Source organism: Curtobacterium luteum (assembly GCF_014646995.1).
GTDB lineage: Bacteria > Actinomycetota > Actinomycetes > Actinomycetales > Microbacteriaceae > Curtobacterium > Curtobacterium luteum.
On sequence record NZ_BMOI01000002.1, the window covers coordinates 149,920 to 173,984 of the forward strand.

The 24,065-nt window shown below is 71.4% G+C and carries 23 protein-coding genes; 14 read left to right on the forward strand and 9 right to left on the reverse strand.

Features of this window, described 5'->3' with window-relative positions; all coding sequences use genetic code 11:
- Positions 1-121: 121 nt before the first annotated feature.
- The 6 genes from IEY20_RS04100 (at position 122) to IEY20_RS04125 (ending at position 9,207) form a co-directional block, all read left to right on the forward strand.
- Positions 122-2,437, forward strand: coding sequence for an alpha-L-rhamnosidase (locus IEY20_RS04100; protein WP_175328162.1), 2,316 nt, complete (start codon positions 122-124; stop codon positions 2,435-2,437).
- Positions 2,438-2,628: 191 nt separating this feature from the next.
- The gene (gene rhaI, locus IEY20_RS04105) at positions 2,629-3,798 is read left to right on the forward strand and encodes an L-rhamnose isomerase (RefSeq protein ID WP_175328161.1); all 1,170 of its coding nucleotides are present in this window, start codon (positions 2,629-2,631) and stop codon (positions 3,796-3,798) included.
- A 4-nt stretch (positions 3,799-3,802) separates the two neighbouring features.
- A complete protein-coding gene (locus IEY20_RS04110) occupies positions 3,803-5,905 on the forward strand; it encodes a bifunctional aldolase/short-chain dehydrogenase (protein ID WP_175328160.1) in 2,103 nt (700 codons plus the stop codon).
- 8 nt (positions 5,906-5,913) lie between these two features.
- Entirely contained in the window at positions 5,914-7,377 is a 1,464-nt protein-coding gene (locus IEY20_RS04115; protein WP_175328159.1) for a rhamnulokinase, read from the forward strand.
- Entirely contained in the window at positions 7,374-8,696 is a 1,323-nt protein-coding gene (locus IEY20_RS04120) for an alpha-hydroxy acid oxidase (protein WP_188888925.1), read from the forward strand. Before IEY20_RS04115 ends, IEY20_RS04120 begins: the two co-directional genes overlap by 4 nt.
- 79 nt (positions 8,697-8,775) lie before the next feature.
- Positions 8,776-9,207, forward strand: a complete 432-nt coding sequence (locus IEY20_RS04125; RefSeq protein ID WP_175328158.1) for a hypothetical protein — start codon at positions 8,776-8,778, stop codon at positions 9,205-9,207.
- Between the two features lie 19 nt (positions 9,208-9,226).
- Here IEY20_RS04125 and IEY20_RS17020 read toward each other — a convergent pair whose 3' ends face one another.
- The 5 genes from IEY20_RS17020 to IEY20_RS04145 all read right to left on the reverse strand — a co-directional run bounded on the left by IEY20_RS17020 (position 9,227) and on the right by IEY20_RS04145 (position 12,205).
- The gene (locus IEY20_RS17020; protein WP_229727859.1) at positions 9,227-9,466 is read right to left on the reverse strand and encodes a type II toxin-antitoxin system RelE family toxin; all 240 of its coding nucleotides are present in this window, start codon (positions 9,464-9,466) and stop codon (positions 9,227-9,229) included.
- Between the two features lie 28 nt (positions 9,467-9,494).
- Positions 9,495-9,758, reverse strand: coding sequence for a type II toxin-antitoxin system prevent-host-death family antitoxin (locus IEY20_RS17025; protein ID WP_229727861.1), 264 nt, complete (start codon positions 9,756-9,758; stop codon positions 9,495-9,497).
- A gap of 45 nt (positions 9,759-9,803) precedes the next feature.
- Positions 9,804-10,349 (reverse strand): cysteine hydrolase family protein, encoded by a 546-nt coding sequence (locus IEY20_RS04135; RefSeq protein WP_175328156.1) that lies wholly within the window; start codon positions 10,347-10,349, stop codon positions 9,804-9,806.
- A gap of 64 nt (positions 10,350-10,413) precedes the next feature.
- Complete coding sequence (locus tag IEY20_RS04140; protein ID WP_175328155.1) at positions 10,414-11,535, reverse strand: glycoside hydrolase family 5 protein; 1,122 nt, start codon at positions 11,533-11,535, stop codon at positions 10,414-10,416.
- Positions 11,536-11,689: 154 nt separating this feature from the next.
- Positions 11,690-12,205, reverse strand: coding sequence for a MarR family winged helix-turn-helix transcriptional regulator (locus tag IEY20_RS04145; protein WP_175328154.1), 516 nt, complete (start codon positions 12,203-12,205; stop codon positions 11,690-11,692).
- A 104-nt stretch (positions 12,206-12,309) separates the two neighbouring features.
- Between IEY20_RS04145 and IEY20_RS04150 the strand changes: the two genes are divergently transcribed.
- Positions 12,310-13,269, forward strand: coding sequence for an NADP-dependent oxidoreductase (locus tag IEY20_RS04150; protein ID WP_175328153.1), 960 nt, complete (start codon positions 12,310-12,312; stop codon positions 13,267-13,269).
- A gap of 72 nt (positions 13,270-13,341) precedes the next feature.
- Positions 13,342-13,968, forward strand: a complete 627-nt coding sequence (locus IEY20_RS04155; protein WP_229727871.1) for an NUDIX hydrolase — start codon at positions 13,342-13,344, stop codon at positions 13,966-13,968.
- Here IEY20_RS04155 and IEY20_RS04160 read toward each other — a convergent pair.
- Positions 13,943-15,124, reverse strand: coding sequence for an ROK family protein (locus tag IEY20_RS04160; protein ID WP_175328152.1), 1,182 nt, complete (start codon positions 15,122-15,124; stop codon positions 13,943-13,945). The two genes, IEY20_RS04155 and IEY20_RS04160, sit on opposite strands and share 26 nt — an antisense overlap.
- 134 nt (positions 15,125-15,258) lie before the next feature.
- Between IEY20_RS04160 and IEY20_RS04165 the strand changes: the two genes are divergently transcribed.
- Genes IEY20_RS04165 through IEY20_RS04180 form a run of 4 tightly spaced genes read left to right on the forward strand, consistent with a single transcriptional unit; the run spans position 15,259 to position 20,165 of the window.
- The gene (locus IEY20_RS04165) at positions 15,259-16,557 is read left to right on the forward strand and encodes an ABC transporter substrate-binding protein (protein ID WP_175328151.1); all 1,299 of its coding nucleotides are present in this window, start codon (positions 15,259-15,261) and stop codon (positions 16,555-16,557) included.
- 10 nt (positions 16,558-16,567) lie between these two features.
- The gene (locus IEY20_RS04170) at positions 16,568-17,539 is read left to right on the forward strand and encodes a carbohydrate ABC transporter permease (protein WP_175328150.1); all 972 of its coding nucleotides are present in this window, start codon (positions 16,568-16,570) and stop codon (positions 17,537-17,539) included.
- Positions 17,539-18,444, forward strand: coding sequence for a carbohydrate ABC transporter permease (locus IEY20_RS04175; protein WP_175328149.1), 906 nt, complete (start codon positions 17,539-17,541; stop codon positions 18,442-18,444). The genes IEY20_RS04170 and IEY20_RS04175 overlap by 1 nt, the downstream gene beginning before the upstream one ends.
- Before the next feature lie 50 nt (positions 18,445-18,494).
- Positions 18,495-20,165 carry a glycoside hydrolase family 13 protein gene (locus IEY20_RS04180; RefSeq protein WP_175328148.1) on the forward strand — a complete coding sequence of 557 codons (1,671 nt, stop codon included), beginning with the start codon at positions 18,495-18,497 and terminating at the stop codon, positions 20,163-20,165.
- 150 nt (positions 20,166-20,315) lie between these two features.
- On the opposite strand, the gene IEY20_RS04185 is transcribed toward IEY20_RS04180, so the two are convergent.
- The gene (locus IEY20_RS04185; RefSeq protein ID WP_031272560.1) at positions 20,316-20,639 is read right to left on the reverse strand and encodes a winged helix-turn-helix domain-containing protein; all 324 of its coding nucleotides are present in this window, start codon (positions 20,637-20,639) and stop codon (positions 20,316-20,318) included.
- Positions 20,636-21,058: a chemotaxis protein CheY gene (locus IEY20_RS04190; RefSeq protein ID WP_175328147.1), complete on the reverse strand. Its 423-nt coding sequence runs from the start codon at positions 21,056-21,058 to the stop codon at positions 20,636-20,638. Before IEY20_RS04190 ends, IEY20_RS04185 begins: the two co-directional genes overlap by 4 nt.
- A gap of 88 nt (positions 21,059-21,146) precedes the next feature.
- Here IEY20_RS04190 and IEY20_RS04195 point away from each other — a divergent pair, with 88 nt between their 5' ends.
- Both IEY20_RS04195 and IEY20_RS04200 read left to right on the forward strand, forming a co-directional pair.
- On the forward strand, positions 21,147-22,094 hold the full coding sequence (locus IEY20_RS04195; RefSeq protein ID WP_175328146.1) for an ABC transporter ATP-binding protein: 948 nt from the start codon (positions 21,147-21,149) through the stop codon (positions 22,092-22,094).
- On the forward strand, positions 22,091-23,317 hold the full coding sequence (locus IEY20_RS04200) for an ABC transporter permease (protein WP_175328145.1): 1,227 nt from the start codon (positions 22,091-22,093) through the stop codon (positions 23,315-23,317). Before IEY20_RS04195 ends, IEY20_RS04200 begins: the two co-directional genes overlap by 4 nt.
- Here IEY20_RS04200 and IEY20_RS04205 read toward each other — a convergent pair.
- Positions 23,271-24,005 (reverse strand): hypothetical protein, encoded by a 735-nt coding sequence (locus IEY20_RS04205; protein ID WP_175328144.1) that lies wholly within the window; start codon positions 24,003-24,005, stop codon positions 23,271-23,273. The genes IEY20_RS04200 and IEY20_RS04205 overlap by 47 nt on opposite strands.
- Between the last annotated feature and the right edge of the window lie 60 nt (positions 24,006-24,065).

Below are 24,065 nucleotides of genomic sequence, written 5' to 3' on the forward strand. Positions count from 1 at the left end.
GCCCGACCACACGGCCTGGAGGCACGGATCGCCTCCGCCGGGTCGCCCACTTCCGGCGGCGACCCGGCCCCGACTCCAGCACCGGTCGACGACGACCGGTCGCGCGAAAGGAACCGACCACATGACCGACTGGACAGCATCGTTCATCGCGAGCGACGACGACCTCGGGAGCGCACCGATCCTGCGCCGGCAGTTCACCCTCGACGAGGGCCACGGCGCCGTGACCGCCGCGACGCTCGACGTCAGCGCACTCGGCGTCGTCGAGGCCTGGCTCGGCGGGCAGCGGGTGTCCGACCACCTGCTCGAACCCGGGTGGACGAGTTACGAGTGGCGCATCCGGGTCGCCTCCCACGACGTCACGCCGCACCTGGCCGAGACGGCCGCGGGCGCCGACGCCGTGCTCGCGCTCATCCTCGGCAAGGGCTGGGCGGCGGGGCGCCTGGCGTGGGGCGGCGGGGGCGGCTGGTACGCCGACGAGGTCGCGGGCTTCGCGGAGCTGCGCATCGCCTTCGCGGACGGCCACGAGCAGCGGATCGGGACCGACGCCGACTGGCAGGCCCTGTCGAGCGCGATCACCGCGGACCAGCTCTACGACGGCGAGGACGTCGACGGCAGACTGCGGGACGGCTCGTTCCTCGCCCCAGGACCGGTCACGGTGCCGAGCGTGGCGGGGCACGAGGGCCGCACGAGCGGCGTGCACGTGGTCGACCTCGGCGATCGCGTGCTCGTGGCGGACACGGTGCCGCCGGTCCGGCCCCTCGCCGAGGTCGCGCCCGTCGCGGTGTGGACGAGTCCGGCGGGCGCGACGCTCGTCGACTTCGGGGTCAACCTCGTCGGCTGGGTCCGCGTCACCGCGAGCGGCGAGGCCGGCACCGTCCTGACGCTGCGGCACGCCGAGGTCCTCGAGCACGACGAGCTGGGGACGCGCCCGCTGCGCAGTGCGGAGGCGACCGACCGGTTCACCCTGAGCGGGAACGGCGTCGAGGTGTTCGAGCCGCGCTTCACGTTCCACGGGTTCCGCTACGCCCAGGTCGACGGCTGGCCCGGCACGCTCGACGAGCTCCGCAGCGCACTCACCGCCGTCCAGGTGGGCTCCGACCTCCGCCGGACCGGGACGTTCGCGAGCAGTCACGAGCTGCTGGACACCTTCCACGAGAACGTCGTCCGGGGCATGCAGGGCAACTTCCTCAGCGTCCCGACCGACTGCCCGCAGCGCGACGAACGGCTCGGGTGGACGGGCGACATCGCCGCGTTCGCACCGACGGCGTCCTACCTCTTCGACACGGGTGCCTTCCTCGGCGACTGGCTCCGGGACGTGTGGCTCGAGCAGCAGCACGCCGACGGGATCATCCCGTTCGTCGTGCCGGACGTGCTGAAGTACTCCCCCGCCGAGGACTTCCGCGACCCCGACGCGACCGCGCTGTGGTCGGACGCCGGGGTCTGGGTGCCCTGGACGCTGTACCAGGCGTACGGCGACACCGCGGTGCTCGCGGAGCAGTTCCCGTCGATGGCCGCGCACGTCCGCCGGATCCGCTCGCTGCTGTCGCCCGAGGGGCTCTGGGACACGGTCTTCCAGTTCGGCGACTGGCTCGACCCGGACGCCCCGCCGGAGGACCCGGCCGCGGCGAAGGCGGACAAGGGCGTCGTCGCCACCGTGTGCGCGTACCGGTCCGCGACGATCGCGGCAGACGCAGCGGAGGTGCTCGGCGGCCACGACGCGGAGGCGGCCGAGTTCCGGGAACTCGCCACGGACCTCCAGGCCGCGTTCCGGGAGCACTACCTGCAGGACGACGGCCGCATCCGCTCCGACTGCACCACCGTCTACACGCTGGCGATCGTGTTCGGGATCCTCGACCCCGAGGACGAGCAGCGAGCGGGCGACCGGCTCGCCGAACTCGCGGCTGCCGCCGGGTACCGGATCTCGACGGGCTTCGCCGGGACGCCGTTCATCACCGACGCGCTGACGCGGACGGGCCACCTCGAGGACGCCTACCGACTGCTCCTGCAGACCGAGTGCCCGTCGTGGCTGTACCCGGTGACGATGGGCGCGACGACGGTCTGGGAGCGGTGGGACTCGATGCTGCCGGACGGGACGATCAACCCCGGCCAGATGACCTCGTTCAACCACTACGCCCTCGGGGCCGTGGCGGACTGGATGCACCGCGTCGTGGGCGGACTGTCCGCACTCACCCCGGGCTACGGGGAAGTCCTGGTCGCGCCGCAGCCGGGCGGGAGCTTGACATGGGCCGCGACGTCGCTCGAGACCCGGCACGGGCTGATGGCCGTGCGGTGGGACCTCGTCGACGGCGACCTCGTCGTCCGGGCGACGGTGCCGGAGGGTGTCTCGGCCACCGTACGGCTGCCGGGGCTCGAGGAGCGGCGGGTCGGGGGCGGGGAGCACGAGTTCCGCGCTCCGGTGGCGGTGCCGGCGGGCTAGTGCCCGGGACGGGTTGCGCCCGGCGGCGCCGCCCCGCCCCTCGTCGCACCACGTTCCCGACGTCGAACCACGCCCAGCATCCGGTTCGATGTCGGCGACGTGGTTCGTACCGACCCGGGCTCCGCGCTTGCGCGCCGCACCGGCCCCGCGTACATTATGAAACGATTCAATCGCCACGAGGAAGTGACACGATGACCACAGCAGCCTTCGGCACCATCGCCGACCAACTGGGACGGCAGGCGATCGAACTGCCCAGCTGGGCGTTCGGCAACTCCGGCACCCGCTTCAAGGTCTTCTCGACGCCGGGCACACCGCGTGACCCCTACGAGAAGATCGCCGACGCCGCCCAGGTCCACCGGTACACGGGCCTCGCACCGACCGTGGCTCTCCACATCCCGTGGGACCTCGTGGACGACTTCGCCGACCTCCGCCGGCACGCCGAGGAGCACGGTGTGCAGCTCGGCACCATCAACTCGAACACCTTCCAGGACGACGACTACAAGTTCGGCGCCCTGACCCACGTCGACGAGGCGATCCGGCAGAAGGCGATCGACCACCACCTGCAGTGCATCGACGTCATGCACGAGACGGGCTCGCGCGACCTCAAGATCTGGCTCGCCGAGGGGTCGAACTACCCCGGCCAGGAGGACATGCGCTCCCGCCAGGACCGCCTGCACGACTCGCTCTCGACCATCTACGACCGGCTCGGCGACGACCAGCGCCTCGTGCTCGAGTACAAGTTCTTCGAGCCGTCGTTCTACCACACGGACGTCCCGGACTGGGGCACGAGCTACGTGCAGACGGCGGCGCTCGGCGACAAGGCGATGGTGTGCCTCGACACCGGGCACCACGCCCCCGGCACGAACATCGAGTTCATCGTGATGCAGCTCCTCCGGCTCGGGAAGCTCGGCAGCTTCGACTTCAACTCGCGCTTCTACGCCGACGACGACCTCATCGTGGGTGCGGCTGACCCGTTCCAGCTGTTCCGGATCCTCGTCGAGGTCGTCCGCGGTGGCGGGTACGACAACCCGGACGTCGCGTTCATGCTCGATCAGTGCCACAACGTCGAGGACAAGATCCCCGGGCAGATCCGCTCGGTGCTCAACGTGCAGGAGATGACCGCCCGGGCGCTGCTCCTCGACCGCGTCGCGCTGACCGCAGCGCAGGAGGCGCACGACGTCCTCGGTGCGAACGAGGTCTTCATGGACGCGTTCCAGACGGACGTCCGTGCCGACCTCGCCGCGTGGCGCGAGTCCCGCGGACTGCCCGCGAACCCGATGCGCGCGTACCTCGACTCCGGGTACCAGCAGCAGATCGCCGAGGACCGTGTCGGCGGCGTCCAAGCCGGATGGGGTGCGTGAACCGATGACGACGAACAGCCTGGAGGCACGGGTGGACCCCGCAACGCACGGCGCGACGCCGCACCCCACGACAGCAGACGAGACCGTCAGCGCGCTCATCGCGCGCTCGAACGCGCTCGGCTCCGACCCGCGGATCACGAACTACGCGGGCGGCAACACGTCCGCGAAGGGCACCGACACCGACCCGGTCACCGGCGAGGCCGTCGAGCTGCTCTGGGTGAAGGGCTCCGGGGGCGACCTCGGCACCCTCACGCCGTCAGGGCTGGCCGTCCTGCGGTTCGACCGCGTCCGTGCACTGCGCGGCGTCTACCCGGGTGTCGACCGCGAGGACGAGATGGTCGCCGCGTTCGACCACACCCTGTTCGGCAAGGGCGGCGCGGCACCGTCGATCGACACCGCGATGCACGCACTCGTCGACGCCGCCCACGTCGACCACCTGCACCCGGACGCCGGCATCGCCATCGCGACCGCCGCCGACGGCCCGGAACTCACCGAGCGGATCTTCGGCGACAAGGTCGTCTGGGTGCCCTGGCGGCGACCGGGCTTCCAGCTCGGCCTCGACATCGCCGCCATCCAGGAGCAGCACCCCGAGGCGATCGGCACGATCCTCGGCGGCCACGGCATCACCGCCTGGGGTTCGACGTCCGAGGAGACAGAAGCGAACTCGCGGTGGATCATCGACACCGCTGAGCAGTACATCGCCGAACACGGGAAGGACCAGCCGTTCGGCCCCGTCCGCCCCGGCTTCGAGGCGCTGCCCGAGACCGAGCGGCGCGCCCGTGCCGCCGCACTCGCACCGACCATCCGCGGGATAGCGGGGCACGACAAGCCGGTCGTCGGACACGTCACGGACAGCGACGTCGTCCTCGACTTCCTGGCGTCCTCGCGCGCGGAGGAGCTGGCGGCGCTCGGCACGAGCTGCCCGGACCACTTCCTCCGCACCAAGGTGAAGCCGCTCATCCTCGACCTGCCCGCGACGGCGACCGTCGAGGAGCAGACGGCACGCCTGCGGGAGCTGCACGAGGCGTACCGGGTCGACTACCAGGCGTACTACGACCGGCACGCCACCCCGGACAGTCCGGCGATCCGGGGCGCCGACCCGCTCGTCGTGCTGGTGCCCGGCGTCGGGATGTTCTCGTACGGCAAGGACGCCCAGACCGCCCGCGTCGCCGGCGAGTTCTACACGAACGCGATCAACGTCATGCGGGGCGCCGAGGCGCTCAGCACCTACGCACCCATCGACGAGTCCGAGAAGTTCCGCATCGAGTACTGGGCGCTCGAGGAGGCGAAGCTCCAGCGCTTGCCGAAGCCGAAGCCACTGGCGACCCGCATCGCGCTGGTCACCGGGGCCGCGTCGGGCATCGGCAAGGCGATCGCGAAGCGCCTCGCCGCCGAGGGCGCCTCGGTCGTCGTCGCCGACCTCGACCTCGCCAAGGCACAGGACGCAGCTGCCGAGATCGGCAGCCCGGACCAGGCCATCGGTGTCGTCGCGAACGTCACGAGCGCCGAGGCGATCGACCAGGCGATCCAGGCGACGCTGCTGCACTTCGGCGGCCTCGACCTCGTCGTCAACAACGCCGGGTTGAGCCTCAGCAAGAGCCTGCTGGAGACCACCGAGCAGGACTGGGACCTGCAGCACGACGTCATGGCGAAGGGTTCGTTCCTGGTGTCGAAGGCCGCGGCGAAGGTCCTCATCGAGCAGGGCCTCGGCGGCGACATCGTCTACATCTCCTCGAAGAACTCGGTCTTCGCCGGCCCGAACAACATCGCGTACTCCGCCACGAAGGCCGACCAGGCCCACCAGGTGCGGCTGCTCGCGGCCGAGCTGGGCGAGCACGGCATCCGCGTCAACGGCATCAACCCCGACGGCGTCGTCCGAGGCTCCGGCATCTTCGCGTCGGGCTGGGGTGCGAACCGGGCGAAGACGTACGGTGTCGACGAGCAGGACCTCGGGAAGTTCTACGCGCAGCGCACGATCCTGAAGCGCGAGGTCGTGCCGGAGAACGTCGCCAACGCCGTGTACGCCATCTGCACGTCCGACTTCTCCCACACCACCGGGCTGCACGTGCCCGTCGACGCCGGCGTGGCCGCGGCGTTCCTGCGGTAGGCGACGCCATGACGAACAGCGGCAGCGTGGCCGCGGTCGACCTCGGTGCGACCAGCGGCCGGGTCATCGTCGGTCACGTGGACCGGGACGGCGTCCGGACCGAGCCCGTGGCCCGGTTCCCGAACGGTCCGGTCGCCCTGCACGAACGCGGTCGGGACGCCCTGCACTGGGACGTCGTCGAGCTGTACCGGCAGGTCGTGGCGGGGATCGAGCGTGCGAGGGCCGCGCACCCGGACCTCGCGAGCATCGGGATCGACTCCTGGGCCGTCGACTACGGGCTCCTCCGCGAGGGCCGGCTGCTCGGTCTGCCCTCCCACTACCGGGACGCCCGCCACGAGCAGGGGGTCTCGCGGGTGCAGGCGCGGGTGTCCGCAGCGGAGCTGTACGAGCGCAACGGGCTGCAGCACCTGTCCTTCAACACCGTGTTCCAGCTCGCTGCGGACCCGGACGCGCACCTCGCCGACCGCGTCCTGCTCGTCCCCGACCTCCTCGGTTCCTGGCTGACCGGCGTCGAGGCCGCCGAGCGGACGAACGCATCGACCACGGGCCTGCTCAGCGCGACCACCCGCGAGTGGGACCCGGCCCTGGTCGCCGCCACGGGCCTCCCGGCCGAGCTGCTGCCTACGCTCCGTGACCCGGGCGACCGACTCGGCACCCTGCTGCCGTCCCTCGGCGGAGACGTGCCGGTCACGCTCGTCGGCTCGCACGACACGGCCTCGGCGGTCGTCGCGGTCCCCGCGACCGACCCGGACGTCGCGTACATCTCGTCGGGCACGTGGTCGCTGGTCGGCATGGAACTCGATGCACCGGTCCTGACGGACGCGGCGCGCGACGCGAACTGCACGAACGAGGGAGGCGTCGACGGCCGGGTCCGGTTCCTCAAGAACGTCTCCGGACTGTGGCTGCTGTCCGAGAGCGTCCGCAGCTGGGAACGGGGCGGCGAGACGATCGACCTGGAGGCGCTGCTCGCCGCCGCCGCGGACGTCACCGCTCCGGTCCCGGTCTTCGACGTCGGCGACCACGCGTTCGCCGCCCCCGGGGACGTGCCGGCCAGGATCACCGCGTGGTGCGCCGCACGGGGACGCACCGCGCCGGCGAGCCGCGCCGAGTTCGTGCGGTCGATCCTCGAGTCGCTGGCCGCCGCGTACGCGTCGACACTGCAGACCATCATCGACGTCACCGGCAAGGAAGTCCGGGCCGTGCACGTCGTCGGCGGCGGATCGCAGAACCGCCTGCTGTGCCAGCTCACGGCGGACCGGACCGGCCTCCCAGTGCTCGCCGGACCCGTGGAGGCGACCGCGCTCGGCAACGTGCTCGTCCAGGCGCGCAGTCTCGGCCTCGCCGGGCTCGGGGGTGCATCGTTGGAGGCACTCCGCCACGTCGTCGCCCGGACGGTCGACCCAGTCCGCTACACCCCCGCTCCGGGCTCCGACGCCCGGTCCCACCGCACCACCGTCAGGAGCCACGCATGACCACCACCGACGACCAACACCGTGTCGACCCCGCCACGGGAGCGCCCGCGGCGTCCACCGGTCCGGCGTCCGCGGCACGGACCCGCGTCGTGCGGCAGATCCCGAAGGTGCGGGACTTGGCGCCGTTGCTGCAGTTCAAGAAGCCCACGCTGCCGGGCCGGCGGCAGCGCCTGGACTCCGCGCTGACGATCTGGGACCTCCGAGCGATCGCTGCCCGGCGCACCCCTCGTGCGGCGTTCGACTACACCGAGGGCGCCGCCGAGGCCGAGATCAGCCTCGCCCGGGCACGGCAGGCGTTCGAGGACATCGAGTTCACCCCCGCGATCCTCCGCGACGTGTCCCACGTCGACACGTCCCGGCATGTGTTGGGGGCGCCGACCGCGCTGCCGTTCGGGATCGCCCCCACCGGCTTCACCCGGATGATGCAGACCGAGGGCGAACGCGCCGGCGCACGCGCCGCCGGACGCGCCGGCATACCGTTCAGCCTGTCGACGATGGGCACCACCGCCATCGAGGACGTCAAGGCCGCGAACCCGCACGGCCGGAACTGGTTCCAGCTCTACATGTGGAAGGACCGCGACAAGAGCATGGCGCTCGTCGACCGGGCAGCGAGAGCCGGGTTCGACACGCTGCTGGTCACCGTCGACGTCCCCGTCGCCGGGGCCCGGCTGCGCGACAAGCGCAACGGCTTCTCGATCCCGCCACAGCTGGGTGTGAAGACGATCGTCAACGCGATCCCCCGGCCGTGGTGGTGGTTCGACTTCCTCACCACCGAACCCCTCGCGTTCGCGTCCCTCGACCGCTGGTCCGGCACCGTCGGCGAACTCCTCGACCACATGTTCGACCCCACCGTCACCTACGAGGACCTCGCATGGATCCGGGACCAATGGCCCGGCAAGGTCGTCGTCAAGGGCGTCCAATCCCTCGACGACGCCAAACGGTTGACGGCGATGGGCGTCGACGGGATCACCCTGTCCAACCACGGCGGCCGGCAGCTGGACCGCGCACCCGTGCCGTTCCACCTGTTGCCGTCCGTGGTGAAGGAAGTCGGCGCGGACACGGAGGTGCACCTCGACACCGGCATCATGTCCGGCGCGGACATCATCGCCGCCATCGCCCTCGGCGCGAAGTTCACGATGGTCGGCCGCGCCTACCTCTACGGGCTCATGGCCGGCGGCGAAGCCGGCGTCGACCGCATGATCCAGATCCTCTCCGACCAGATCGAACGCACCATGCGCCTGCTCGGCGTCGCCACCCTCGACGAACTCCGACCCGGACACGTCACCCAACTCCAACGCCTCACACCCATCCCACGCTGACCCGGTGCCCCGGTGCCCCGGTGCCCCGGTGACCGGATCGTGACCCGTACCGCCGGCTGACCGTGGTGTCATGGGGCGCATGGGGTGGAGAACGACGCGGACGGTGACGGTGGCGGCACTCGTCGTGGCGCTCGGGGTGTCGAGCGCGGGGTGCTCCGCGGTCAGCAGCAGCGCGGGGTCGTGCGCCGCGAAGGAGATCCGTCTCGGTGACTCGGACCTCCGCCCCGGCGGGCAGGTCACGCTCAGCGTCGACTGGATGTGGCAGACGTGCGAGGACACCGGCGGGACGCCTCGCGCCTCGGATGACGTCGCGGTGACGATCACGCCGGCCTCGACGGGGCGGGCGGTCGTGCTCGGGCGTCCGACGCCGGAGGGGTCGCGCTTCCGGGTGGCGGGTCGGTTCGAGCTGCCCGACGACCTGCCGTCGGGAGACGCCGTGCTCGGGGTGCACAGCACGGTCGGGGACCGCGCGGGCGCGGACGTTCCGGTGACGATCGCCGCAACGGGCTGAACCGGTGCGGGACCGGACGTCAGCGGTACACGTCGTGTCGGTGTCCGATGGTCAGGACGAGCACGACCAACCGATCATCAAGGACCTCGTAGACGACCCGGTGGTCCCCCACGCGGACACGCAGTTCTCCGGGTCTGCCGACGAGTGCGGTCATGCCGGGCGGACGTGGGTTGGTCTGCAGGAGGACGAGCGCGGCGAGGATCCGGCGCTGCACCGGTCGATCGAGCTTGCCGAGGGTCTTCGCGGCACGTTTCGTCAACTCGACGGCGTACCGAGGTGGTGCAGCCTCAGTCAAGCTCGATCCCGAGCTCCCGCGCGACGTCCGCGAGCGGCAGCGTCTCCGGGTCGTCCTCGAGCTCGGCGCGGACAGCGTCGACCGCGGCTCGGTCGATCGCGTCGTCCAGCGCGGCGAGCGCCCGGTGCGCCAGGTCGGCATCGAGGACGACGACCTGTTCACGACCGCGGATCGTGATGCCGACGGGCTCGCGGTGTGCATGGTTGAGGAGGTCGGACCACCGCTGTCGAGCCTCACTGGCCGGGAGGGAGTACATGTACGGATCGTACGATCCGTACGTTTCGTACGTCAAGGTGTGGGATCAGGCGTCGAGGAGGTCTTTGCTCCGGACCACGGTGGCGAAACTGCCGTCGAGCGCGGCCAGGAACGCCGCGTGGACCGACGCGCCGGGGACGGTCGTGTCGCCGAGCGTGAGGTCGGGGGCGGCGCAGGCGTCGGCCACCACCGTGCACGCGAAGCCGAGCTCCGAGGCGGCGCGGGCGGTCGAGTCCACACACATGCTGGTCATCATCCCGACGACGACCAGGTCGGTGACGCCCCGGTCACGGAGCAGCCGCTCGAGGCCGGTGCCGATGAAGCTGTTCGGCTCGTGCTTCTCGACGACGGTCTCGCCTGCCCGCGGTTCGACATCGGGGTGGAAGGCCACGCCGGGCGTCCCGGGCACGAATAACCCGGCATCGGGATCGGTGGCGGTGTGGAAGACGTGCACGACGTCCTCGCCGGTCTCGCGGAAGTGGCGCAGCACGGCGCCGGCGGCATCGGCGGCTGCCTCCGGCTCGACGAGCGGGAACGCTCCACCGGGGAAGTAGTCGAGCTGGACGTCGATGAGGAGCAGCGCACGGGTCATGCCCCGATCATGCCCGTCGGGCACCCGGTCCGTGCCGGGTGCCCGACGGGTCGGCGAACCGCGATCAGCCGACCGTGAACGGGGCGCGACGACCCGCACCCCACGCCCAGTGCAGGAGCGCGACGCCGGACTGGTTCGTCACCGCGAGCGACAGGTGTTTCCCGGACCCCTGGATGGTGGTCAGACTGTAGGTGTCGTCGGTCCGCAGCCCTGGCCAGTACACGGCGCCGAGGTGCCGCTCCCGGGCGATCGTCGTCACCGTCTGCAGGAACGCGACCGAGTTGTCGGCGTCGGCGTTGCCGGTCGTCGCGGACCCGCGGTAGTCGATGCCGGTCGTCATCGGGACGCCGAACTCGTCGAGCACGGTGCGGGCCGAGCAGGCCTGGTCGCCCAGGCGCGACTCGAAGTCGGCGGCCCACCCGGCGGCGTCGTGCGTGCCCCAGAAGCCGTAGTAGTGCTGCGAGACGTAGGTACCGGCGAGCGCCGGCGCAGCGCAGACCGCGTCGACGTGGTCGTTGTAGCCGACCCCGCTGACGAACACACGGTCACGCGGGATGCCGCGGGCGGTGTACCGGTCGACCCAGTCCGTCGCGACCTGGATCCACTGGTCGGCGGTGTACCCGAAGGGCTCGTTCATCGGCTCGAAGTACACGCCGCGGTCATGGGCGTAGGTCGTGGTGAGCGTGTCCCACATGGCGGTCCAGGCAGCCGGGTCGTCCACGCGCCCGTCCTTGCTCGCGCCGTCCCCTTCCCAGTAGCCGAGGACGACGCGGAAGCCCTCGTGCCGGGCGGCGTCGATCGCACCCTTGTACGAACGCCACCAGGCGGTGCCGACCGAGGAGGGGTTGACCGGCATCCGGACGGTGTTCGCGCCGAGGTCCTTCCGGAAGCCACGGATGATCCGCTCCGATGTCCGGTAGACGGTGCGGTAGTCGTCGCTCGTGGCGAGTCCGGACAGCACGACCGGGCCGTTCGCGTAGTTGTCGCGAGGGTCGGCCCAGTTGACGCCGTGGAACTGCGTCGGGTCGAGTGCGGGTGCGGGCTTCCCGTGTGCGGCGGTCGCGGCCGCCGGGGCGGGTACCCCGGTCGCGACGGCGGGGCTCGCGAGCGCGAGGGCGGTGGCGCCGGCGAGTGCGGCGAGCGATGCGGTGAGGAGTCGTCCCCGCCGGGTGGTCGGTGCGTGCATGTGTGCGTGCTCCCTGTCTGCTCCGTTGCAGCGGCACGGCGTCGTCGCCGTACCGGAGTCGATCGTCACCCGCGGGTCCCTTCCGCCATGGCAACGTCAACATGCACGAGCGTTCCACCGCTTCGTCGAGGTGTCAACGCTCCTGCGGGCCCGTTCAGTCGACGGATGCGCTGCGTCGACGACGGGACGTCGCGGAGCGCGGCGGCACGCTGCGCAGGTGGTCACGCACAACGCCGAGCACCCGCCCGAGGTCCTCGACGTCGTGCGGGCCGATCGCGTCGAACACCAACTCACGGAGGAGCGCGACGTGTCCGGGGAAGACTGCGCCGAGCTTCGATCGCCCGGCGTCGGTGAGGGTGACCATGACACCCCGTTCGTCGTCCGCCGCCTGCCCGCGGGCGAGGAGCCCGGATCGCTCGAGCAGGCCCACCTGGTAGGTCAGACCGCTGCGGCTGATCACCACGCCGTCGGCGAGCTCGGTCATCCGCCGACTCCCACCGGGGGCGTCACCGAGGGTGGCGAGCAGCTGGAACTGCACGTGACTGAGGTCCCCGGCGTCGCGGAGCTGCTGCTCGACCGCGTGCCGGACGAGGTTCCCGACCTCGATCAGGGCGAAGTACGCCGCGAGCTCACTGGCGTCGAGGGTCGTGCTCGGTTCGGATCCGGACATGACTGCATCCTACCTGTTGCTTCGAATTCGAAGCAGTGGTACCGTCCTCGTCAGATGCTTCAAATTCGAAGCACATGATGCTCCACCAACGAAAGGGCAAGATCATGCGAGCAGCGCGTTTCCACGAGGTCGGCGGTCCGGAGGTCCTGCGGATCGAGGACGTCGATCGTCCGACGCCGGGTGCCGGTGAGGTCCTGGTGCGGGTCGCCGCGTCGGCCTACAACGCGGCGGACAACGGCATGCGGGGCGGCTTCCTCCCGATCCCCGTCGTGCTCCCGCACGTCCCCGGGTACGACGTGTCGGGCACGGTCGAGCAGGTCGGGGACGGCGTCACGGACCTCCGGCTCGGTGACGCCGTGATCGGGTTCCTCCCCATGGAGCGGGACGGCGGCGCCGCGGAGTTCGTGGTCGCCCCGGCCGAGTCGCTCGTCGCGGCACCGTCGGGCATCCCGCTCGCGGACGGGGCGGCACTGCCCTCCGTGGCGCTCACCGCGTGGCAGGCGGTCTTCGACGAGGGCCGGCTGACCGCCGGGCAGCGACTGCTGGTCGTCGGAGCCGGCGGGGTCGTCGGGAAGTACGCCGTCCGGCTCGCGGAGCGCGCGGGCATCGAGGTCGTCGCGACGGCGAGCCCGCGCAGCGCCGACGCAGTGCGCGCGGCCGGTGCGGACGTCGTCGTCGACCACACCACCGAGGACCTCCTCACCGCGGTCGACGGGCAGGTCGACGTGCTGCTCAACCTCGCCCCCCTCGAGCCGGAGCGGTTCGCCGCCCTGGTCGCCCTGGTCCGCGACGGTGGCACGGTCGTGAGCACGACGGCGTTCATCGCCACCCCCGGCGACGAGGACCGCGGGGTCCGGGCGGTCACGGTGTTCGTGCAGCCGGACCGGCAGCGCCTGACCGAACTCGTGCGCCTGGTCGACACCGGCGAGCTGGACGTCGAGGTGACGCGGCGCATCCCGCTCGCGGACCTGCCGGCACTGCACGCCGAGGGCGCCGCCGGTCGCATCGCCGGCAAGGTCATCGTGCTGGCCGACGGCGACGGCTCCGCAGCGCCGTCCGCCTAGGGTGGGGACGTGAGCGACGAGCAGGCACGGGCAGCGCTGGCGACGGTCGGTCGGGAGACCACCGCGCCGCTCGTGCCGACGCTCCCGACCCTCCGCTCACCCCGGCGCGCCGCCGTCCTCATGCTCTTCGGCGTCCTGGACGACCACCCGAGCGACCGCCGCGCGTCGGCGCCGAGGGTCTCCGACGACCTCGACGTCCTGCTCCTCCGGCGCGCGGACACGCTCCGCGCCCACCCGAGCCAGGTGGCCTTCCCCGGGGGTCGGATCGACGCAGGCGACGCCGACGCCGCGGACACCGCTCTCCGCGAAGCGCACGAGGAGACCGGGCTCGACCGGACCGGCGTCGACGTCCTCGGGGTCCTCCCAGCGGTACCGCTCGCCCACTCGAACCACCTCGTCGAGCCGGTGCTCGCATGGTGGCGCGCACCGTCGCCCGTCCGGGCCGTCGACGAAGGCGAGTCGGCCACGGTCTTCCGGGCCCCGGTCGCCGACCTGCTCGACCCGGCACACCGTGGTGTGACCGTGATCCGGCGGGAGGGTCAGGAGTGGCGCGGTCCGGCGTTCACCCTCGACACGGCACACGGGACGGAGACCGTGTGGGGCTTCACGGCGATGCTGCTCGACGCACTGTTCGACCGACTGGGGTGGACGGAACCGTGGGACGACCGGGCCGTCATCCCGCTGCCAGCGGAACGCTGACCACGGGAGGGACGGGGAGCGACAGCGCGAGCGGCTCCGACCGGACCTCGTCGAGCGCCCGGGCGACGGCACCGAGCACGACGACGTCGGCTCCGAGCCTCGAGGCGACGAGCTCCGGGACGGGGTCGTAGTCCCAGCCGGCGAGGTGCACGCGAGCCCGTTCGAGCACGGGCCCGACGGCATCCGCGATCGCGCCCGCGACGACGACGCGGTCGATGTCGAGCAGGCTCGCGAGGAGGACGCTCACCCGGGCCAGACGGTCTCCGAGCCGGTCGACGACCTCGACCGCGACGGGGTCACCGAGCGCTGCGGCCTCGAACAGCCGCTCCGAACCGTTCCGCCCGGCGAGCAGCGACCCCGCCGGGACCCGCTCGGCGGCCTCCGCGACGAGCAGGCGCGCCGTCGCGCCGATGCCCTCGGGCGATCCCACCCCGTCCACCAGGTCGAGCACGCGCATCTCCCCCGCGCCGCCACGGGGACCCCGCAGCAGGAAGCCGTCGACGACGATGCCGGCACCGAAGCGCTCGCCCGACAGCAGCGCGGCGAACGAGGCGTCCCCCGACGACGGTCGCTCCGCGAGTGCGGCGAGGTTCGCGTCGTTCTCGACCACGACCCGGCCGGACCCGGCGAGCGAGGCGAACCCGGGGTTCATCCGGTCCCAGTAGCCACCGTCCCGGGGCGAGACCCCCCGCCCGTCGACCGGTGCCGGGATCCCCACGACCACCACGAGCACCCGGTCGGGATCCACGCCGGCGTCCGCGACCGCCGAGGCGACGGCGTCACGGACGGCGCCGAGCCGGACGTCGACGTCGAGCCCGGTCTCGCCGAGCGAGGCCACTGCGCGACCGACGACGGTGCCGCGGAGGTCCGCCACGGCGACGGACACCCGGTGCTGCCCGGCATCGACGCCGACGACGACCCCGGCGCGGTCGTCCAGGGCGTAGCGCCGTGCAGGTCGACCCTTGTGGTACTCCCCCGCCGCCCGGGCGTCGTCGAGCGCCCGGAGCCAGCCGAGTTGCACGAGTTCACCGCACGCCGCGAGCACCGTGGACCGCGTGAGCCCCGTCGCACCGATGGCCTCGGTCGCCGTGAACGCCGACGAGTCGAACGCGTACGCGAGGACGACCTCGGCACTCGATCGACGGGACGGCTGCATGCCCGCACCCTACCGCGACACGAGTTTCTTGCGCGATTAGATTTTGTCGCTAGATTTAGTCCTGCGAGTCGGCACCGGAGCCGGCCCGCGGCGCGGAACGGCAGGGACGCCGGGTCCGCGCGGACGGAGACGACGTGCAACCACACGCCACGAAGGGGACGGCCGCCGCGGTCAGTCGCAGGTCCTTCCTGCTCGGTGCCGGCGGCATCGGTGCGGGCCTCGCGCTCGCCGGGTGCGCCCCGCTCGGGTCCTCGAGCTCACGCCCCGAGACCATCACGTTCTACGTGTCGAAGCCCGAGGTCATCGGCTACTTCGACGACGTCATCGCCAAGTTCCACGACAGCCAGTCGAAGATCCGCGTCATCCGCGACTCGACGTCGAACATGTCCGCGAACTTCGTCCGGAACCGGCCGCCGGACCTCGGGTGCCTGAACTACAACTACGCGATGGTGTCGTTCGTCGAGCACGGTGCGCTGACCGACCTGGGCGACCTGCCCGAGAAGGACACGATCAACCCGGACCTCTGGCCGCTCATGCGGCAGACCGCCGACCACCCGGGTCGGACGAGCGTGCTGCCGTACTCGGTGACCGCCGCCTCGGTGATCTACAACAAGCGGATCTTCGCCGACCAGGGCATCGAGGTCCCGACCACGTGGAGCGAGTTCCGCTCCGTGTGCGAACGCCTCACGAAGGCCGGCATCACCCCGATGTACGGCACGTACAAGGACAACTGGACCATCGCCCAGGGCATGTTCGACTACTCCGTCGGCGGCATGCTCGATCTGCAGGAGACGTTCGCGGCGCTCGACCGCGAGGGCACCCAGGTCGGGAAGGGCTCCCGCGTCTCGTTCGAGAAGGACTTCGCCGCACCGGTCGACCGCATGGTGGACCTCCTGCAGTGGCACCAGAAGGGCGCGGCGAGCCGCGGGTACGGCGACGGCAACCTCGCGTTCGCGCAGGGCAAGGCCGCGATGTACCTGCAGGGGCCGTGGGCGCTCGGCGAGATCGCGAAGTCGAACAAGGACATCGAGCTCGGCACGTTCCCGTTCCCCGCGACCGACGACGCCGCCGACAACAAGGTGCGCGTGAACGTCGACCTGGGCCTCTGGATCCCGGAGGCGTCCCGGAAGCAGGAGGCGGCGCGCGAGTTCCTGTCGTTCCTCATGAGCCCGGCGGTGAACGACCAGTACAACGCCGACAACAACGGCTTCGGCGTCCGGAAGGACTCGCCGCCGGCGTCGAACCCGGCGCTCCGCGGCATGCAGGACTCGTACGACCAGGCGAACTTCTACCTCGGTGCCTCGCAGCTGATCCCCGCAGAGATCCCGGTGGCGAACTACCTGCAGTCCATCGCCTTCGGCGGTGCCCCCGCTCCGCAACTCCGCACCCTCGACGGCGACTGGGCGCGTCTCGCGCTCCGCACGGCCGCGTAAGGAGACGACCTTGGCCACCACCACGACAGAATCCGTCACGACGGCGGGCAGCCGCCGACGGGGCGGAGCCGCACCGCGCTTCCAGTCCCGACGAGGCGCCGGACGCACCGGACTGCGCACCGGGCGCAACCGCGTCGACCCGCTCTTCCTCGTCTTCCTGATCCCCACCCTCCTGCTCTTCACGCTGGCGATCACGCTCCCCGCCGTGATGGGCATCGTGCTGAGCTTCACCGACTCCGTCGGGTTCGGTGACTTCCGGTTCATCGGCCTGACGAACTACGTCGCCGTGTTCAGCGACCCGGCGATCCTGCAGGCGTACCTCTTCACGATCGGCTTCTCGCTCGTGACGGTCCTCGTCGTCAACGCGCTCGCGTTCCTCCTCGCGATCGCCCTGACCTCGAAGATCCGCGGCAAGATCGCGCTCCGCGCCGTGTTCGTCCTGCCCATGGTGATCTCGGGCATCGTCATCGCCTACGTGTTCTCGTTCCTCTTCGCGAACAGCCTGCCGGCGCTCGCGACCACGCTCGGCTTCGCCCCGCTCGAACAGAGCATCCTCGCGAACCCGGACCTGGCCTGGGTCGCGGTCGTCGTCGTGACCGCGTGGCAGGCGATCCCGTCGACGCTGCTCATCTACATCGCCGGCGTGCTCTCGATCCCGGCCGAGGTGTACGAGGCGTCTGCCCTCGACGGCGCGAGCGCCTGGCGGCAGCTCGTGTCGATCACGGCGCCGCTCACCGCGGGCTACATCCTCATCAACCTCATCATCGGGTTCAAGAACTTCCTGAACTCCTACGACATCATCGTCGGCCTCACCGACGGCGGCCCCGGCACCTCGACCACCAGCGTCGCGATGTCGATCTTCAAGGGCTTCAACGGCGGCGACTACGCCTACCAGATGGCGAACGCGACGATCTTCTTCGTCATCGCGGTGGTCATCGCCGTGATCCAGCTGCGGGCGACCCGCGGGAAGGCAGCGCTCTGATGACCATCCAGGCACCCCTCCAGCCGGGGACCACCGCGACCGGTACGATCCGCTCCGTCGACGCCGACCGGAACGCCGGCCGCCGCGGCGAGCGCGCGAACTGGCCCGTCACGGTCGTCCTCGTCCTCTGCGCCCTGTCCGTGCTCGTGCCGCTCTACGTGACGATCACGATGGCCTTCAAGACGACGAGCCAGGCTGTCGACGGCAACGCGTTCTCGCTGCCGGCGCCGTTCAGCGTCGACGGGTTCGTGCAGGCGTGGCAGCTGACCGACTTCCCGCGGGCGTTCGGCGTCTCCGTGCTCGTCGCGGCGATCACCGTCGTCGGCACGATCCTCCTCGCCTCCTTCACGGCGTTCGCGATCGCACGGAACTGGGAGCGCCGGCTGTTCCGCTGGTCGTTCTTCTACCTGCTCGCCGCGATGTTCCTGCCGTTCCCGGTGCTCGCGCTCTCGCAGGTGAAGCTCACCGGCCTCGCGCACCTCGACAACCCGATCGGCGTCGCGATCCTGCACGTCATGTTCCAGCTGTCGTTCAGCGTGCTGCTCTTCACCGCGTTCCTCCGGTCGATCCCGGCCGAGCTCGAGGAGAGCGCGCGCATCGACGGCGCGAGCACGGGCCAGGTGTTCTGGCGGCTGGTGTTCCCGCTGCTCGCGCCGATGAGCGCCACGGTCGGGATCTTCGCGTTCCTCGCGTCGTGGAACGACTTCGTGATGCCGTCGCTCATCACGTCCGACCCGGCGCTGCAGACGCTGCCGGTGCTGCAGCAGATGTTCCAGACGCAGTTCAGCAACAACTACAACGTGTCGTTCGCCTCGTACCTCATGGCGATGGCACCGGCGATCATCGTCTACCTGTTCACGCAGCGCTGGGTGATGGCCGGGGTCACGCAGGGCGCGATCAAGTGACCGGCTCAGCCGACACGACCCACCCCGAACCCGATACCGAAAGGCCCATCGTGACCGACGTGCTCGACCCCGAAGTCCAGCCCGCAGCATCCACCGCCGACGCGACCTGGTGGCGCCAGGCGAGCGTCTACCAGATCTACCCGCGCTCCTTCGCGGACGCGGACGGCGACGGCATCGGCGACCTGCCCGGCGTGACCGAGCGGGTGCCCTACATGGCGTCGCTCGGCGTCGAGGCGGTCTGGCTCAGCCCGTTCTACCCGTCCGCCCTCGCCGACGGCGGCTACGACGTCGACGACTACCGCGACGTCGACCCGCGCCTCGGCACGCTCGACGACTTCGACGCGATGGTCGCAGCGCTGCACGGCGCAGGCATCCGCGTCATCGTCGACGTCGTGCCGAACCACACGAGCGACCGGCACGCGTGGTTCCGTGAGGCGCTGGCCGCTCCGGCGGGCTCCCCCGCCCGTGACCGCTACGTGTTCCGTGACGGGTCCGGTCCGGACCGGGCGGAACCGCCGGCCGACTGGGTGTCGATCTTCGGTGGCCCGGCCTGGACCGCGGTCGGCGACGGTCAGTGGTACCTGCACAACTTCGCGAAGGAGCAGCCCGACCTCAACTGGGCGAACCGCGAGGTCCGCGACGACTTCCTGCACACGCTGCGGTTCTGGTCGGACCGCGGGGTCGACGGCTTCCGCATCGACGTCGCGCACGGCCTGGCGAAGGACCTGCCCGAGGGGCCGCTGCCCACCTGGGCCGAGGTGCTCGCGAGCCCGAAGGACGGGCAGCACATCCTGTGGGACCGCGACGACGTGCACGAGATCTACGCCGAGTGGCGGAAGGTCTTCGACGAGTACACGCCGGCACGGACCGCGGTCGCCGAGGCGTGGGTCGCCGCCGACCGCCGCGCCCGCTACGCCAGCGCCGAGGGGCTCGGGCAGGCGTTCAACTTCGACCTGCTCGAGGCCGACTTCGACGCCGCGCAGTTCCGCACGATCATCGAGTTCAACCTCGGTCTCGCGGAGCAGTCCGGATCGTCGACGACGTGGGTGTTCTCGAACCACGACGTCGTCCGGCACGCCACCCGCTACGCGCTCCCGGCCCGGAACGGCGCCGAGGAGAAGCAGGGTTCGGCGTGGCTGCTCGCCGGCGGCTCCCAGGACGACCTCGACCGGGACCTCGGTCTCCGCCGTGCCCGGGCCGCGACGCTGCTCGAACTCGCGCTCCCAGGGTCCGCCTACCTGTACCAGGGCGAGGAGCTCGGCCTGCACGAGGTCGGCGACATCCCCGACGCCGAACGACAGGACCCCGCGTTCTTCCGGAACCCGGGCGTCGACGTCGGCCGTGACGGCTGCCGCGTGCCGATCCCGTGGACCCGACAGGGGTCGTCCTTCGGCTTCGGCGCGGGCGGCTCGCACCTGCCGCAGCCAGCCTGGTTCGCGGATTCCTCGGTCGAGGCCGAGGACGCCGACCCCGACTCGACGCTGAACCTCTACCGGAAGGCCCTCGGGCTCCGCGGCCAGCTGCAGTCCGAGGAACACCTCGAGTGGCTCGAGACCGGCCGCGACGACGTGCTCGCGTTCCGCCGTCCGAACGGGTGGACGAGTGTGACCGTGTTCGGCGACGAGCCGTACGACCTCCCCTCCGGCGAGCTCCTGCTCGCCTCCGCGCCGGTGGCAGACGGCGCACTGTCGGGTGTGGGGACGGCCTGGTTGCGGTCCTGACGGACGCGCGCGTCCTCGACGCGACCAGGAGACGGACTGGAGGCACGGTGCGGGCAGGCACCGTCCTCCCTCGCAGGCTCGGTCGGCGCGCCCGGCGCAACGCTTCGCGTTGCCGCTGAGCCGGGCGCGCCAGTCCGTCAGGCGGTCGCGTCAGCGGTCCGCGTCCGGCGGGCCCGCGATCTCCCGCAGCGCCGCGAGGTGCGCGCGCCATGCCGCCCGCCCCGCTCTCGTGAGCGTCAGCGACGTGCGCGGTGTCTTCCCCACGAAACCCTTCGACACCGCGACGTAGCCGGCGGCCTCGAGTGCGCTCACCTGCTTGCTGAGCGCCGAGTCGGTGACCTCGACGGCGTCCCGGACCTCGCGGAAGCCGAGCGTGCCGGCGCGGTCGAGCGCGGCGACGACCGAGAACCGCACCGGGTTCTGCAGGAGGTCGTCGAGCCGGTGTCGCGGGTGCGCCCCGTCGGTGGTGGTCACGATCGCGACTCCCACGCCGCGCAGGCGATCGCGACGACGAGGACGGCACCTGAGGTGACGGCAGACCACAGCACGGAGCCGTGGACCCACGCGACGACGGCGATCGCGGCGCAGTACGTGACCGCCCAGGCCGCGATGTACGCCGTCCACCGGCGCCCGCGGGCGAAGGCCGAACGGCCGCGGATGGCGATCGTGAACCAGAGCACGAGCGCCGTGACGACCGTGATGGTGCCGAAGTACGCGGCCCCGAAGGCACGCCCGGTGCCGAGGCCCATCGCGAAGGTGCCGAGCGACGTCGTGGCGCCCAGCGCCACGATGAACGCCACGTAGGGCCACCGCACGGCATCGTGTGCGCGGCGGGAGAGTCGGTCGGCCTGCGTCAGCAGTGCGCGGGCCTCGGACGGCTGGATCTCGGTCATGGGTTCCCCTCTCTGTTCTCCATCCTCGCAAGTACTTTCCACGTTGGCAAGTACCAGTCGTCGAGCGAGCGCCGGTAGGGTCACGTGCATGAGTGGGGCGAGCATCGAGGTACACGACTTCGTCATGCGGTTCGGGGACCGCACGGTGGTGGACGGGTTGTCCTTCGACGTCTCTCCCGGCGAGACCTTCGGCCTCCTCGGCAGCAACGGCTCCGGCAAGACCACGACGATCCGGGCACTGCTCGGCATCACGACGCCGTCGTCCGGCTCGCTCACGATCGACGGACACCCCTACAGGCCGGCGACCGGCGGCATCGGCTACCTGCCCGAGGAGCGCGGCCTCTACCGCAAGGAGTCCGTCATCGACGTGATGACCTACTTCGGGCAGCTCCGTGGTCTCGGGCGCGCCGAGGCCGCCGCGTGGAGCTCCGAGTACCTGGCACGGGTCGGGCTCGCCGACCGCGCGAAGCTCCGCGTCGACAAGCTCTCCGGCGGCCAGCAGCAGAAGGTGCAGCTCGGCATCACGATCATGGACCGGCCGCGCCTGCTCATCCTCGACGAGCCGACGAAGGGTCTCGACCCGGTGAACCGTCGCCTGCTGCTCGACCTGGTCGACGAGCGGAAGGCCGACGGCGCGACGGTGGTCCTCGTCACGCACCACATGGACGAGGTCGAGCGGCTCTGCGACCGGATCCTCCTGCTCAAGGACGGCACGGCGGCCGCGTACGGGTCCATCCCGGACGTGCAGGACGCCTTCGGCGGCGCCGTCGCGAAGGTCGGCCTCGACGGTCCGGTGCCCCCGTCCCCGCTCTACCGACTCGCCCGGCACGAGGGTCACGTCGCCTACCTCGTCCCGACGCGTGCCGCCGCCGCGGACGGGTCGGACATCCTCGCCTCGTTGGTCGGTACCGGGGTCCACGTGACCGGCTTCGAGATGCGGCGGATCCCCCTCGACGAGATCTTCGTGCAGGTCTACGGGCACGACGCCGGCGAAGACCTGGTCGCCGACGAGCCGCGGCAGGGAGCAGCAGCGTGAGCCGGCTCGGGACGGTCGTGCGGTTCGAGTTCGTCCGCGCCGTCAAGAAGCCCGCGTTCTGGATCGGCACCCTGGCGCTGCCCGTGGTGATCGTGCTCGTGACGCTGCTCGTCGGCCTCGGGCAGTCGGCCGGCGCGGACTCGGTCGTGTCGAACAGCTCCGCGACGAAGACCCCGTTCCGCTACGTCGACCACTCCGGACTCGTGTCCGAGCAAGTCGCCGCGAAGTGGGGTGGGACCCGCTCCACCGACGCCGCGGCGGACAGCGCGGCAGTCCGTGCCGGCCGGCTCGACGCCTTCATCGAGTTCCCCGAGTCACCCGCGACCGCACCGATCCGGGTGGAGGCCGCCGACCGCGGACTCTTCGGCAACGGGCGGTACTCGTCGCTCGCGGAGCGGGTGGTCGAGCAGAGCGTCGCGGCCGCGGTGGACGACCCGCAGGCCGTGCAGCTCCTCCGCGACCCGCCGGACACGACGGTGACGACCTACGCCGACGGCGCGGTCGCCCCGGGGTGGTTGTCGGTGCTGCCGCCGGCGCTGTTCGCGGCGGCGTTCTTCGGGCTCGTGATCCTGCTCGCGGCACGCATGGTCACCGTGGTCGTCGAGGAGAAGGAGAACCGGATCTCGGAGATGATCCTCACGACGGTGACCGCCGGGGACCTCATCCGCGGCAAGGTCATCGCCATGCTGCTGGTCGGGCTCGTCCAGATCGGAGTGTTCCTGCTGCCCGGGCTCGTGACCTTCGCGGTCGCGCTCCCCCTGTTCGCGTCGCGACTCGGCGGGATCGTCGTCGACCCCTGGCGGATGCTCGTGGGTGCACTCTTGCTCGTCGGCGGGGTGCTGCTCGCCTCCGGGCTGTTCGTCAGCGTCGGTGCCGCGGTCCCGTCGATCAAGGACGCCTCGTCGCTGCAGTCGGCCGCGATCTTCGCCCTGATCATCCCGGTCTACGCGGTGTTCTTCGTGGCCACGAACCCGACGTCGCCGGTCGCCGCGTTCTTCACGTACTTCCCGACGTTCACCCCGGTGACCGCCATGGTGCGGAACGCGGTGGGATCGCTCAGCGTCACCGAGTCGATCGTCTGCATCGTGATCGTCTACGTGGTCGCTGCGGCGCTGCTGTGGTTCGCGCAGTACCTGTTCCGGCACTCGGTCGCGCAGTACGGGTCGAAGGTGACCCTCAAGCAGATCGCGTCGTGGCGTCGCGGACGGCCGACCGCTCGGTGACGCTCGGCGGCGAGACCGGAGCAGCACCCTGCGCCGGAGCGGGCGCCGCCGACCCGGCTTGCTGCGCGGGCGCGTCGTCGAGGTCCCACGCCGGCACCTCGCGCTGCCGCCAGCCCTGCCGCAGCGTGCGGACCGCCCGGTCGTACTCGACGAGGACGTCGACGTGCGGGCGCACGAGCATCTGGATCTGCAGGCCCTCGTAGACGGCGAGGAGCTGGGTCGCGGCGACGTCGGCCGGGACCACCGCCTGCTCGACGTCGGCGTCGAAGTCGCGCTGCAGGCCTCGCGTCAGGTTGCCGACGTACTCCTCGAACCGCTTGCGGAACAGCTCCGCGAACCCGGTCTCCGCGGCGGCGATGTTGATCACGCCCGCGAGCACCCGGACGAGCCCGGGGTCGGCGACGTCCTCGGCGAGGGTCATCCGGAGGTGCTCGATGGTGCAGCTCGGTTGCACGGTGCGTCGCGTTCCCCGGAGCTGGGTCCAACGGTCGTAGGTGACGAGCAGCAGCGCGTCCCAGGTCGGGAAGACGCGGGCGACGGCGTCGAGGGGCACCCCGGCCACCTCGGCGACGACGGCGGCGTCGACCTGGTCGAACGGGTGCAGCCGGTAGGCGCGGATGGCGCCCCGGACGATCCGCTCCGCGAGCGACTGTTCGTCCTCGAGCGCGGCCGCGTGGTTCTCGGTCATCCGCCCATTGCACCCGAAGAGTGAGCAGATGTCTGCAACCCGACCGGGGGTGTCGCGGTG